General features: G+C 67.2%; 10 protein-coding genes. 5 read left to right on the forward strand and 5 right to left on the reverse strand.

All coding sequences use genetic code 11. The annotated features are described in order from the left end of the window. Positions 1-96: 96 nt before the first annotated feature. On the forward strand, positions 97-939 hold the full coding sequence (locus ACT6UX_RS08095; protein ID WP_444774634.1) for an amidohydrolase family protein: 843 nt from the start codon (positions 97-99) through the stop codon (positions 937-939). Between the two features lie 12 nt (positions 940-951). On the opposite strand, the gene ACT6UX_RS08100 is transcribed toward ACT6UX_RS08095, so the two are convergent. Beyond that, positions 952-1,614, reverse strand: coding sequence for a GNAT family N-acetyltransferase (locus ACT6UX_RS08100; RefSeq protein ID WP_444774635.1), 663 nt, complete (start codon positions 1,612-1,614; stop codon positions 952-954). 107 nt (positions 1,615-1,721) lie between these two features. On the opposite strand from ACT6UX_RS08100, the gene ACT6UX_RS08105 reads away from it, so the two are divergent. Beyond that, positions 1,722-2,615: a LysR family transcriptional regulator gene (locus ACT6UX_RS08105; protein WP_444774636.1), complete on the forward strand. Its 894-nt coding sequence runs from the start codon at positions 1,722-1,724 to the stop codon at positions 2,613-2,615. Here ACT6UX_RS08105 and bcp read toward each other — a convergent pair. Further along, positions 2,602-3,066 carry a thioredoxin-dependent thiol peroxidase gene (gene bcp / locus ACT6UX_RS08110; protein ID WP_444774637.1) on the reverse strand — a complete coding sequence of 155 codons (465 nt, stop codon included), beginning with the start codon at positions 3,064-3,066 and terminating at the stop codon, positions 2,602-2,604. The two genes, ACT6UX_RS08105 and bcp, sit on opposite strands and share 14 nt — an antisense overlap. Next, positions 3,063-5,948 carry a bifunctional [glutamine synthetase] adenylyltransferase/[glutamine synthetase]-adenylyl-L-tyrosine phosphorylase gene (locus ACT6UX_RS08115; RefSeq protein ID WP_444774638.1) on the reverse strand — a complete coding sequence of 962 codons (2,886 nt, stop codon included), beginning with the start codon at positions 5,946-5,948 and terminating at the stop codon, positions 3,063-3,065. Before ACT6UX_RS08115 ends, bcp begins: the two co-directional genes overlap by 4 nt. Positions 5,949-6,138: 190 nt before the next feature. Here ACT6UX_RS08115 and ACT6UX_RS08120 point away from each other — a divergent pair, with 190 nt between their 5' ends. Further along, positions 6,139-9,252 carry a YhdP family protein gene (locus ACT6UX_RS08120; RefSeq protein ID WP_444774639.1) on the forward strand — a complete coding sequence of 1,038 codons (3,114 nt, stop codon included), beginning with the start codon at positions 6,139-6,141 and terminating at the stop codon, positions 9,250-9,252. 6 nt (positions 9,253-9,258) lie between these two features. Here ACT6UX_RS08120 and tyrS read toward each other — a convergent pair whose 3' ends face one another. Continuing rightward, the gene (gene tyrS, locus ACT6UX_RS08125; protein ID WP_444774640.1) at positions 9,259-10,512 is read right to left on the reverse strand and encodes a tyrosine--tRNA ligase; all 1,254 of its coding nucleotides are present in this window, start codon (positions 10,510-10,512) and stop codon (positions 9,259-9,261) included. 54 nt (positions 10,513-10,566) lie between these two features. On the opposite strand from tyrS, the gene ACT6UX_RS08130 reads away from it, so the two are divergent. Beyond that, positions 10,567-11,649 (forward strand): anhydro-N-acetylmuramic acid kinase, encoded by a 1,083-nt coding sequence (locus ACT6UX_RS08130; protein WP_444774641.1) that lies wholly within the window; start codon positions 10,567-10,569, stop codon positions 11,647-11,649. A 15-nt stretch (positions 11,650-11,664) separates the two neighbouring features. Here the strand turns inward: ACT6UX_RS08130 and ACT6UX_RS08135 are convergent, their stop codons facing one another. Further along, positions 11,665-12,339, reverse strand: coding sequence for an alpha/beta hydrolase (locus ACT6UX_RS08135; RefSeq protein ID WP_298304799.1), 675 nt, complete (start codon positions 12,337-12,339; stop codon positions 11,665-11,667). 239 nt (positions 12,340-12,578) lie between these two features. Between ACT6UX_RS08135 and ACT6UX_RS08140 the strand changes: the two genes are divergently transcribed. Beyond that, positions 12,579-13,052 carry an Rrf2 family transcriptional regulator gene (locus ACT6UX_RS08140; protein WP_444774642.1) on the forward strand — a complete coding sequence of 158 codons (474 nt, stop codon included), beginning with the start codon at positions 12,579-12,581 and terminating at the stop codon, positions 13,050-13,052. Positions 13,053-13,071: the final 19 nt, after the last annotated feature.

Genomic DNA, 13,071 nt, shown 5'->3' on the forward strand with positions numbered 1-13,071 from the left:
GTGGAACTTGTACCGCATGGTGGGTGGCGACCCAGAATTCCCATGACAAATGCACGAGTGACGCTACCGTCCGCCAACTCACCACGGGAGAAACGCATGCCGACGATCGACGCCCAGGTTCACTGCTACGAGCGCAATCACCCGGGCCGCCCGTGGACGGCAGTGCTTGCAGGCCCGCCCGAGGTCACCGCCGAGGACATGATCAAGGCGATGGATTCCGTCGGCGTCGACGGCGCGCTGCTGGTCTCGGTCTATACGATGTACCGCTGGGATGAGAGCTATGCGGTCGGCGTCCAGAAGGCGCATCCCGGCCGGTTCGGTGTCATCAAGCCCGTCAATGCCAACGATCCCGAGGTCGAGGGCACGATCGCCGACTGGGCGGCGATGGACGGCACGGTCGCCATCCGCATCATGTTCACGCCGGAAATCTCGACTGATGCGGCTGATCCCGGCATCAACCGCGTTCTCGCCGCCGCGGCCAAACATGATCTGCCGGTCAACCTGATGGCGCGCGGTCGCCTCCCGCAGGTCGCCGAGCTCGCCAGGCGCAATCCCAACACCACCCTGGTGATCGACCATCTCGGCCTGGAACAGCCGATGGCGCCGCCCGCACCGAAGGAGCCCTGGCACGAGCTGCCGCAACTGCTGGCCCTGGCGGAGCACAAGAACGTCGTCGTGAAGATCACCGGCGCCTGCACGCTCAGCCACGAGAAGTTCCCCTACAAGGACATGTGGGACCCGTTGGGCCGCATCTTCGATGCCTTCACCCTCGATCGCTGCATGTGGGGCACCGACTGGACCCGCGCCGTGGCGCTGCTCACCTACAAGGAGGGTGTCGATGCCTTCCGCGTCACCGACCGGCTGTCCGACAGCGACCGCGCGACGCTGATGGGCGGTTCCCTGCAGAAGATCTACGGCTGGTCGCCGGCGAAGAAGTAAGGCGGGCGGGCATCAGGGCAGGGACAGCGAGCCCCTGCCCAGGGGCCGCTGCATCAGGATCGAATCAACCCAGCGGCCGAACTTGAAGCCGACGGCGTCGAGCCTGCCGATCTGGCGAAAGCCCTGGCTGCCGTGCAGGCCGATCGAGCCGGCATTGGCGCTGTCGCCGATGACGGCCAGCATCTGCCGCCATGGCCCGCTCTCGCAGCGCTTGATGAGATCGCGCAGCAGCTCGCGGCCGACGCCGTTGCCCGCGAACCCGTCTCGGACATAGACCGAATCCTCGATCGTGTGGCGGTAGGCCGGCCGCGGGCGGTAGAGCGAGGCATAGCTGTAACCCACGATGCGGCCGTCCAACTCGGCCACGAGATAGGGCAGGCCGAGCTTCAGCACACTTTCGCGGCGGCCGATCATCTCGGCGACGGTGGGCGCTTCTTCCTCGAAGCTCGCCAGCCCGTGTCGCACATGGTGGGCGTAGATCTCCTGCACGAAGCGCATGTCGCCCTCGCGCGCGTCCCGAACTTCGACCGCCGTCCTCATCATCGTTCCTTCCGATAGAACCTGCTCGCGCGACAGGCCGATGTCCGACAGCAGCCGGTCGTCCAGGTTGCGCAGCGCCTCGCGCTGGCGGATGCGCGACCAGGGGGACCCGCCGATATAGCGACCGATCTCCATGAGGACCTCTCCCAACCCGCTGCGATGCGACACGGGTGCAATCTGCGGGCGACGAGTGCATAAGGAAAATCTTGTTTCCTTATGAAAAGCATAAGCAGGAATTTGAGATGCGCGGCCTCAATCTCGATCACGTCCATGCCTTCACCGAAGTCGTGCGACTGGGGTCCTTTTCTGCGGCGGCGTCCCATCTCAACCTGACGCAGCCCGCGATCAGCCAGCAGATCGGGCAGCTGGAGAGGCGGCTGGGCGTGCGGCTGCTAGAACGGATCGGGCGCCGCGCCATGCCAACGGCGGCCGGCAACGAGCTCCTGGACCATGCGGCCCGGATCGACGGCGCCGTGGCGTCGCTGCTCGAAGCGCTGGCACGGTTCGGAAGCGGCGAGGTCGGGCGGGTGCGGCTCGGTACTGGCGCGACGGCGGCCATCTTCCGCCTGCCGCCGCTGCTGCGGGCCTTGCGCCGCCGCCTGCCCGAGCTGGAGATCACCATCGCGACGGGCAACACGCCCGAGATCGTGAAGAGCGTTCAGGACAATGCACTCGACATCGGCCTGGTGACCCTGCCGGCGAGCGGGCGCGGACTAGACGTGACGCCCGTGCTCGACGACGAGTTCGTGGCGGTGACGGCGCGTGATGGCGTCGAACTGCCACGCCGGATCACGCCCGCGGTCATGGCGCGCCTGCCGGTCATCATGTTCGAGCCGGGCGGCCATACGCGCCTGGTGGCCGATCAGTGGTTCTTCCAGGGCGGCGTCGAACTCAAGCCGAAGATGGCGCTGGGCAGCGTCGAGGCGATCAAGCGGCTGGTGGAAGCGGGCCTGGGGTGCGCCATCCTGCCGGCGGTCGCCGTCCGCGAGGCGTCGGACCGTGCGAACCTCGTCGTTCGGCCCCTCTCACCGCGCCTCTACCGCAAGCTCGCGATCGTGATCCGCCGCGACAAGGTCCTGCATCTCGGCCTGCGCGAGACTATCCGTGCGCTGAAGGGACTGGCTAAAGCGCCTTGAGCGCTTCCTGGACCTCGTCGACGTGGCCGGCGACCTTGACCTTGCGCCAGATCCTGCGGACCATGCCTTCACTATCGATCAGGAAGGTGGCGCGGTCGATGCCCATGTACTTGCGGCCGTAGAGGCTCTTCTCGATCCAGGTCTCGTACTTCTCGCAGACCTTGCCGTCTTCGTCCGACACGAGCGGGAAGTTGAGCTCATACTTCGCCTTGAACTTGTCGTGGCGGGCGACGCTATCCTTCGAGACGCCGACCACCTGGGCCTTCAGCTTCTTGAAGGCCGCCGCGCCGTCGCGGAAGCCGCAGGCCTCGGTCGTGCAGCCGGGCGTGTCGTCCTTCGGGTAGAAATAGAGCACCACGGGCTTGCCGCGCAGGTCCGACAGTTTGAGCGTGCCGCCGCCATCGGTCGCAGCGGTGAAATCCGGGGCCTTCTTGCCTTCGACGACGCTCATTTCCTGCTCCTCGGTTGCCAGCCGGAAGCCAGGGCCGGCGTCTCCACGATCCGCTCGTATATAGCACGGACGATCTTCGATTCGGTTTGGATACGCGTCCGCAGGGCGGCCAGATCCGTCGCGCCCTCGGTGGCGGCGATCAGGCGCTGCTGGCCTTCTGGCGCTTTGCTCTCGTCGAACGCCGCCTCGTCGCCGTTGAGCGTGAGGCGGAGCAGGCTCTGGACATCCGACAGCAGAGTCCGCGTGGCGCGCAGCCGGTCGGCGTCCGCCGCCTCGATGAGCCCCGACGTCGTCATGCGTCGCAGCATCTCGGCGGGATGCGGATCGAGGATTTCGGGGTGTTCGCAGGCATGTCGGAGCGCCAGGTACTGCGCCACGAAGTCGATGTCGAAGAGGCCGCCGGGCAGATGCTTGAAGTCCCACAGGCTCTTGGCCGGCGCATGCTGGGCGATGCGGTCGCGCATGTCGGCGACGTCGCGGACCAGCGTCTCGGGATCGCGCGAGCGGCACAGCGTGCGCTTCACGATGTCGGTCAGGCGCTCGACCAGGGTCTCGGGTCCATGGATGACACGCATGCGCGTCAGCGCCATGTGTTCCCATGTCCACGACGACTGTGCGTGATAGTTCTCGAAGCCTTCCAGCGAGTTGGCGAGCGGTCCGGAGCGGCCCGACGGCCGCAGGCGCATGTCGACCTCGTAGAGCGCGCCCTCGTTGGTGTGGGCGGTCAGCGCCGTCACCATCTTCTGGCTGAGCCGCGTGTAGTACTGGATGGGTGACAGCGGCCTCGGCCCGTCGGACGCCTCCATGCCGCTCGGTATGTCGTAGACGAAGATCAGGTCGAGATCGGACGTCGCCGACATTTCGCGACTGCCGAGCTTGCCCAGTCCCAGCACCGCCAGCCGCTGACCCTGGAAGCCGCCATGGGTTTCCGCGAAGCGCTTCTCCACGCGGTCGCAGAGGGCGGAGATCGTGGCGGCGGCGATGTCGGAGTAGGCGTGGCCCGCCTCGGCCGGCGTGACGATGCGCTTCAGCTGCTGGACGCCGACCTGAAAGCGGCGGTCGTTGGCCCAGCGGCGCGCCAGGTCGAGAATGTCCTGTTCGTGATCGACCCGCGCGAGCGTCGCGGCGAGGTCGGCGGTCATCTCCGACGCGGGCGGCAGCGGGCCGTAGAAATCGGGTGAGAGCACCGAATCCAGCAGCAGGGCGCGGCGCGCGAGGTGGGCGGCGAGGCCCGGCGCGCTGCCCATGATCGTCGCCAGCAATTCGAGCAGGGCGGGATTGGCCTTGAACAGCGAGAAGAGCTGCACCCCTGCCGGCAGGTTGCTCAGGAACAGGTCGAAGTTCAGCAGCGCCTGGTCGGGCGCCGCCGTCCCGCCCAGTTCCTTCAGCAGGCCAGGCATTAATTCGGTGAGCAGTTCGCGGGCGCGGGCCGTCGCCGTCGACCGGTAGCGGCCGTGATGCCAGCGACGCACGATGCCCGCGGCGGCCGAGGCATCGCGGAAACCCAGCGACGTCAGGGTCTCGAGCGTGCCCGGATCGTCGTCGGTTCCCGTGAAAACCAGATTGCCGCCCGGGCCGGCGAGGCTGGGCGCCTCCTCGAAGAGCTTGGCGTAGTGGCCCTCGACGAGGCGCAACGTCTCGAGCAGGGCGGCCTGGAAGGCCTGCGACGTGTCGTATCCGAGAAAGGTCGCGACGGCCGCGACACCTGCCTCGCCGGCCGGGATCGAATGGGTCTGCCGGTCGTCGATCATCTGAAGGCGGTGCTCGACCCGGCGCAGGAAACCATAGGCCTCGATCAGCTCGTCGGCCGCCCGGTCGGTGATGTGGCCGGCAGCAGCGAGCGCCCGAAGGGTGGGGCAGGTGGCGCGCAGCCTGAGGGTGGGGTTACGACCGCCGAAGATCAGCTGCTGGGTCTGGGCGAAGAACTCGATCTCGCGGATGCCGCCGCGGCCGAGCTTCACATTGTGGCCCAGGACCTTGACCGTGCCGCCGCCGCGATGGGCGTCGATCTGGCGCTTGATCGAATGGATGTCGTGGATCGCCGCGAAGTCGAGATGCTTGCGCCAGATGTAGGGCGTCATGTCGGCCAGGAAGGCCGCGCCCACGGCTTCGTTGCCGGCCACGGGATGCGCCTTGATCATGGCGGCGCGCTCCCAGTTCTGGCCGACGCTCTCGTAGTAGAGCTCGGCCGCCTGCACCGACATGGCGAGCGGTGTCGAGCCCGGGTCCGGACGGAGTCGCAGGTCGGTGCGGAAGATGTAACCTTCGGCCGACGTCTCCGACATGAGCTGGACCAGCAGCCGGGCCGCCCGCACGAAGTGGCGCGACAACTGCTCGTTTCCGGCCAGCGCCGGCGCATCGCGGTCGTAGAAGAGGATCAGGTCGATGTCGCTGGAGTAGTTGAGTTCGCCGGCGCCCAGCTTGCCCATGCCCAGAACCGTGAAGGCCGCCGCGTCGGGCTTTCCGCCGAGCGTGAGTTGCCCGTCGCGTTCGAGCTGGAGCAGGATCGAATCGGTGAGGGCGCGGAGGCAGCCCGAGGCGAAGTCGCTGAGCTGGCCGGTGATGCGGTCGAGCGGCCAGGCGCCGGCGATGTCGGCGACGGCGACGGCGAGCGCCACGCGGCGCTTCAGGCGGCGAAGCCGGGAGGAGATCTCCGCCGGTGTCGCGCCCGTGCCGGAGTCGCTTCGCGCCACGGCGAGCTCGGCCATCAGGTCCGCGGTGGTGGCGTCCGGTCCACGACGCCATAGATCGGTCATAAAATCCGGGCTCTGTAGCGCCGTCTCCGTCAGGTAGGGACTGTTGCCGAACAAAGCATCGAGCAGCGCGACGGCCGCGGGATCGTCAGGCCGTGCGGCGCGCTCCTCCCAGCGAGTCCAGGCCACGGCGAGCCGCTCCGGATCGTGCGGACGTGGAAGGCGGGCAGTGGAAAGCCAAGACATTCAATCGGTCGACGGGTAAATTCTCATGTGCAGCGATACGCTTGCCCAAGCGTGTCGCCATCGTCAAGAAACGGAAGAGTCGAGTTTGGTCAAGCGGACCTGCCGGGTAGTTCTGCGTGTTGCGGTTGGTCTGGTGCTCGCCGCGACCGCGCTGGTCGTCGTCGCGGCGCTGCGGCTGATGGCGGGTCCCGTCGACCTCGACTTCATGAAGCCGCGCATCGCCCGGTTGATCGACGCGCCAGGAAACGACATCCATCCGGACTTCGACCGGATATATTTCGAATGGAGCGGGATAAGCCGGCCGATCCGGCTGGCCTTCACCGGTCTGCGTTTCACGAACGGGCAGAACCAGGTCATCGCCACCGCGCCTGAGGCGGCCCTGACGTTCGAACCGCGATCGGTCGTCCAGGGCATGCTCCTGCCGACCTCGATCTCCATCATCCGGCCGGTCATCGAGGCCGATGTCGCCCGCGAGGGCGGGGCCTTCCAGCGCATATTCACCTCGCCCGAGGGCGGTGCGCAGGGCGAGGCGATTTCGATTCTGGTCGACCAGCTGCTGGCGGAGCCCAATTACGACTCCCTGATCGGGCAGCTCGACTCGGTGGTGATCGAACACGCCAACGTCACGGTCCGGGATCTGAAGACCGGCCTCAGCTGGAATGCGCCGGACGCGGCGGCCGAACTCCGGCGCGACGCCGCGGGCGTCTTCATCACCGCCAACGCCCGGTTTGCCGGCCACGGCGACCCGGTCGACCTCTCCCTGTCGGGCGTTTATACGCGCGACCGCAGCCGCGTTTCCCTCGAGGCCAAGGTTTCCGGCTTCAAGCCCTGGATCTTCGCCGATCTTTCCTCGGATCTCGGCATCCTGCGCGGCGTCGACCTGGCGCTGGCGGGGCGGCTCCAGATCGAGGGCACGGGCAACGGCGAGGTCAAATCCGTCGCGGTCGACATCAACGGCGCCAATGGCACCGTGACCCTGCCGGGCATCCTGCCGGTGGCGCATCCGGTGCGCACGATGGATGCGCGCTTCAGCATCGACAATGTCGCGCACACCTCCAGGATCGATCACGTCGACTTCGATTTCGGGGCGGCGCGGGTCGTCGTCACCGGCGCCGGTCATCGCATCGCGGACACACGCCACTTCGCCGGCCGCGCCGAGATCAGGCGGATCCCGGTCGACAAGCTCGGCGACTATTGGCCGCTCGAGTTCGCCGAGGGCGGCCGAAAGTGGGCGATCGCCAACGTCACGGCCGGGACCGTCGACGTCGCCGCCGAGTTCACCGCGACCGCGCCGGTCGACCACATCGCCGACATCAAGGTGGACGGCATGGTGGCCTTCCTCGACTATGGCGGCCTGACCGTACGCTACATGCCGCATATGCCCGAGATGCAGGACGTGTCCGGCAAGGCCCGCTACGAGGGTGGCAGCCTGCACTTCGACATTGCCCGTGGTGGCGCGGTCAACCTGAAGGTGGCCGACGGAACGATCGACCTGACCGGGCTCGACAAGCAAGCGGGCCAGATGGCGGAGATCCGGCTGCCCATTGCCGGGTCTGCACAGGACGTCATGCGTTTCCTGGCGCGACCACAGCTCGGCCTGCCCAAGGAGACGCTCTACGACCACCGCCGGCTGGGTGGTCAGGTGGCGGTTGACGTGTCGCTGAGCTTCCCGCTGATCGATGCCCTGACGGTCGCCGAGATCGACGTCGGAGCCGACGCCCAGCTCACGTCCTTCTCGCTGAAGAACGTGCTGGGCAACGTCGATCTCACGGACGCTACGGCGCGGGTGAAGTACGGCAATTCCGAGCTGAGCGTGGTCGGACAAGGCAAGCTCGATGGCAGCACCGTCGACGTCACCTGGCGCGAGATGTTTGCGGCCAAGGCTCCGTTCCGCAGGCGTTACGACGTCAAGGGCACAGTGCCCGCGGGCCTCGTCGAAAAGGCCGGCTTCCCTTCGGTCGAACCCTATGTCGTCGGCCCCGTCGGCACCACCCTGCACTATCAGGTCGCGACGAACGGGACGGGCGAGGTCGGCGGCCGCTTCGACATGAAGGCTGCCAAGCTGTCGGTGGCGCCGCTGGCCTGGAGCAAGGAGGCCGGCACGGACGCTCTCGCCACCATGACCTTGAAGCTCGCCCCGGGCGGCAAGGTCACGACGACCGACTTCGATGCCCGGGGCGGCGGCCTGCAGACCAAGGGTCAGGTGCGCTTCGGCACCGATGGCAGCGTGCAGCAGATCAGCGTGCCGCAGGTCAGGCTCGACCAGACCGACGTGGCTGTCGACTGGCGGCGCAGTCCGGACGGTGTCGACATCGCGGTGAAGGGGCAGTCGCTCGAACTGCAGCGCGTTCGCGACATGCTGCGCGCGAGGAACGAGGTCCCGGCGGATGAGCCGAAGGGTGCGGCCTCGACTTCGAGGCAGAGCACGAGGGCCACGATCCAGCTGCAGAACGTGATCGTGAAACGGGGATCCCTCGGATACCTCAACGGCCGCCTCGAGATGAGGGGGGACCGGGTCGCCTCCGCGGATCTCACGATGGGTGGCGGCAAGGGGTCGACCTTCCGGGTGACGCCCTCCGGGCAGGGCCGCACGCTGTTCTTTTACGTGGCCGACTTCGGCCAGCTGCTGACGGAAGCGGGCTGGATCGACGGGCTGGTCAACGGGTACCTGCACATCGACGGGAAGTTCAACGATACCTGGGCCGACCCGCCACTCGAGGGCACGCTGAAGATGGGACCCTTCCGGCTCCAGCGCGTCACGGCCCGTCGCGACATCGGTACGCTGAACTCCGCGATCGACGGTCTGAACAGCGCCGGCAATGCGTTGCAGCAGTTCGATAGCCTGAGCGCCAACCTGACGAAGAGCGGCGACCGGATACAGGTCCGCAACGGGCGCACCAGCGGTCAGTCGATCGGGGTGACCACCCAGGGCGTCATCGACCTCGGCAATGATACGGCGCGGCTGAACGGCATCGTCGTGCCGGCCTTCGCGCTGAACAATATCCTGTCGAACGTTCCGCTTCTCGGACCGCTGCTGACCGGCGGCAAGGACGGCGGCATGTTCGCCGTGTCCTACCAGCTCCACGGTCCGTTTGACGACCTCAAGACGGATGTGAACATGATGTCGGCGATGGCGCCCGGTGCGCTGCGCGATCTGTTCAGCGCGCCCGCCAATGCCGGCGGGACGCCGACCCAGCCCGGCGGATCCCAGCCCGGCGGATCATCGGACGGGCAGCGCGCGCCCTGACCGAGGCTAGACGGCGCGGACCAGCACGTGGCGCTTGCGGCCGGCCGACAGCTTCAGCGTACCGTCGGAGCCGAGATCGGCTTCGGTCACCGTCACCGCGTCGTTGGCGATCGGCTTGTCGTTCAGCCGGCCGCCGCCGCCCTTGATGAGTTTGCGGGCCTCGTTCCTGCTCTCGGCGAGCCCGGCCTCATGCATGAGTTCGAACGCCGCGATGCCGGCTTTCAGCCTGGCGAGCGGCAGCTCGACGGTTGGCAGCGTGTCGGCCTTGGTGCCTTCCTCGAAGGTACGGCGCGCCGTTTCGGCGGCGGTCTCGGCGGCCTGCTTCCCGTGCGCGAGCGTGGTGACTTCGGTCGCCAGGATCTTCTTGGCCTCGTTGATCTCCTGGCCCTGCAGCGCTTCGAGGCGCGCCACCTCCGACAGCGGCAGGTCGGTGAACAGCTTCAGGAAGCGGCCGACATCGGCATCCTCGGTGTTGCGCCAATACTGCCAGAAATCGTACGGCGAGAGCCGTTCGGGATTGAGCCATACGGCGCCCGCCGCGGTCTTGCCCATCTTGGCGCCCGACGCCGTCGCCAGCAGGGGCGAGGTGAGGGCGAAGAGTTCGGCGCCCTGCATGCGCCGGCCGAGGTCGGCGCCCATGACGATGTTGCCCCACTGATCCGAGCCGCCCATCTGGACGATGCAGTCGTGGCGCTTGTTCAGCTCCACGAAATCGTAGGACTGCAGGATCATGTAGTTGAATTCCAGGAACGACAGTGGCTGGTCGCGTTCGAGCCGCAGCTTCACCGAATCCATCGTGAGCATGCGGTTGACCGAGAAGTGCCGGCCGACGTCGCGCAGCAGCGGAATGTAGAGCAGGCCGTCGAGCCAGTCGGCATTGTTGGCCATGACGGCGTCGGTCGCGCCCTCGCCGAAGCTGAGGTAGTTCGCGAAGCTTCTCTTGATGCTCGCCATATTGGCGTCGATCTGGGCGGTGGTGAGAAGCTGGCGCGTCTCGTCACGACCGGACGGATCGCCTACCTTGGTCGTGCCGCCGCCCATCAGCGCGATCGGCTTGTGGCCGCACTTCTGCCACCAGCGCAGGAGCATGACCTGCAGCAGATGGCCGACATGCAGCGAATCGGCGGTGCAGTCGAAGCCGATGTAAGCGGTGCGGACGCCACTCGACAGGAGTTCGTCCAGACGTGCGGTATCGCTGCACTGATGCACCATGCCGCGCTCGTGCACGATGCGCATGAAGTCCGACTTGAAGTCCGCCATCTCGCCGTCCGGCCGTTTGTTCCTGAAGGGCGGCGGGTGTAACACATTCCCGCCATGCCATCATCTCCCCTGCGGGCGCTCGGCCTGATGAGCGGCACCTCGCTCGACGGCGTCGACGTGGCGCTCATCGAAACAGACGGCGAGCGGATCGCGGCCTTCGGCCCCAGCCTGACCGTCCCCTACGCCGACGAGGTGCGTCGCACCGTCCGTGCGGCCTTCGGCGCCGAGCAGCCGTCGGACGCGACGCGCGCCGCCGAGGAGGCCGTGACCGCCGCACACGTGGCGGCGGTGCGCCGCTGGTCGAGCGAGCAGGGGGTGGACCTGTCGACCCTCGACCTCGTGGGATTCCACGGCCAGACCATCACCCACCGACCCGAACATCGCTTCACCTGGCAGATCGGCGACGGTGCGGCGCTTGCGCGGGAGTTGGGCGTGCGCGTCGTGAACGATCTGCGGACCGCCGACGTGGCGGCGGGCGGGCAGGGCGCGCCGCTGGTCCCCGTCTATCATGCCGCCTTGGCGGCGGACCTGCCGCGGCCGCTCGCGGTAGTGAACGTCGGCGGCGTCGGCAACGTGACCTGGATCGGTCCCGACGGGTCGCTGCTCGCCTTCGATACCGGGCCGGGCAACGGGCCGATCGACGACTGGTGCGCGCGTCGCGCCGGTCAGCGCTACGACAAGGAGGGGGCGCTGGCGGCGGCGGGCAAGGTCGATCGCGGCCGGCTGGAGCGCTTCGCGGAGCACCGCTTCTTCGCGAAGGTGCCACCCAAGTCGCTTGATCGCGGCGACTTCAACGATGCCTGGGCCGATGGCCTCAGCGTTGCCGACGGCGCCGCCACGTTGACCTGGGGCACGGCCCGCGCCATCGCATCTGCCGCACGGCATTTTCCGGCGCCCGTGTCGCACTGGGTGATCTGTGGCGGCGGTGCCCACAATCCGACGCTGCTTCGGGCCATTGCCGAAGAGACGGCGGCCAAAGTGCTGACGGCGGCGGACCTGGGCTGGGACGGCGATGCGCTGGAAGCGCAGGCCTTCGCCTTCCTCGCGGTGCGATCCCTGCGCGGCCTGCCGCTGACTTTTCCGGGCACCACCGGTGCCCCCCGTCCGATGACGGGCGGGCGCCTCAACGAACCTTAGTTCGGAAAGAGGGAGTCAGGGCTCTTTGTTGCTGGTGGCCCGGCCCGGCGGGTTGAGCAGGCTCTGGGCGACGTACTTGTCGACTTCGACGGCGAGCCGGTCGAGCGCGTCGTGGAAGAAGTGGTTGGCGCCCTTGATGGTCCGCGACTCGACGGTGATACCCTTCTGAAGCGACAGGCGCGCCACCAGCTTCTGGATGTCGGCCTGAGGCACGACTTCGTCCTTTTCCGCGCCGACGATGAGGCCGGATGAGGGGCAGGGGGCGAGGAAGGCGAAGTCGTAGGAGTTGGCCGGCGGCGCGACCGAGATGAAACAATCGATCTCGGGACGGCGCATCAGCAACTGCATGCCGATCCAGGCGCCGAACGAATAGCCGGCGATCCAGCACGACTTGGCGTTGGGATTCATGCCCTGCAGCCAGTCGAGTGCCGCTGCTGCGTCGGAAAGTTCGCCCATGCCGTTGTCGAAGCGGCCCTGGCTGCGGCCGACGCCGCGCGTGTTGAAGCGCAGCACCGAGAAGCCGCGATTCACGAACACGTGGAAGAGCGAAAAGACCACCTTGTGATTCATCGTCCCGCCATATTGCGGGTGCGGATGCAGGATCAGCGCGATGGGCGCGCGTTCTTCCTTGCTCTGGTGATAGCGACCTTCGAGACGACCCTCGGGGCCGGTAAACATCACGTCAGGCATCGAAACTCCGGTTCTTCACCTTATTCGACCCTCCGGTCGTAACCGATTCGGCGGCGGATTCGGGGGGATTCTTGATACTTGACCAACCTACTGGGATTAACTAAATCCGAGCTACGCAGTTGGTTTTGCCCAGAGCCCCAGTCTGGGGCGCTGGCATATCTTAGTAACGCTTTGGTTTTCAAGAACTTTAGGCGTTTCCATGGCGAAGGACGGCCGATTCGGGCCGTGAGGAGGATGCTGTGAAGCTCAGCACCAAGGGACGTTACGCTGTTATGGCGATGGTCGATCTCGCGCGCCACGCTCAGGTGAAGCCGGTTTCCCTGTCCGATATCGCGACCCGGCAGGAAATCTCTCTGTCCTATCTCGAGCAGCTTTTCGCCCGCTTGCGGCGCGCCGGTCTGGTGAAGAGTGTGCGGGGCCCCGGTGGCGGTTACCGTCTGGCCCGGGGCTCGTCGGAGACGCGGGTGTCGGAGATCATCCTGGCGGTCGACGAGCCGATCAGCGCCACGCGCTGCACCGAGATGGGCGCCACCGGCTGCCGCGCCGACCGCAGCAAGTGCCTGACCCACGATCTGTGGGAGGAGCTCGGCAATCAAATCCATCTGTTCCTGAGTTCGGTGACCCTGCTCGACGTGCTGGAGCGCAAGCTGGCGTCGCGCTTGATCGAGGCGCCGCCGGTCGCAACCTCCGAGACGATGGCAGCGGCCAGCTAGGCCGGTCCGTCGCTCGCGT

Origin of the sequence: Reyranella sp. (assembly GCF_052439685.1) — a bacterium.
Classification (GTDB): domain Bacteria; phylum Pseudomonadota; class Alphaproteobacteria; order Reyranellales; family Reyranellaceae; genus Reyranella.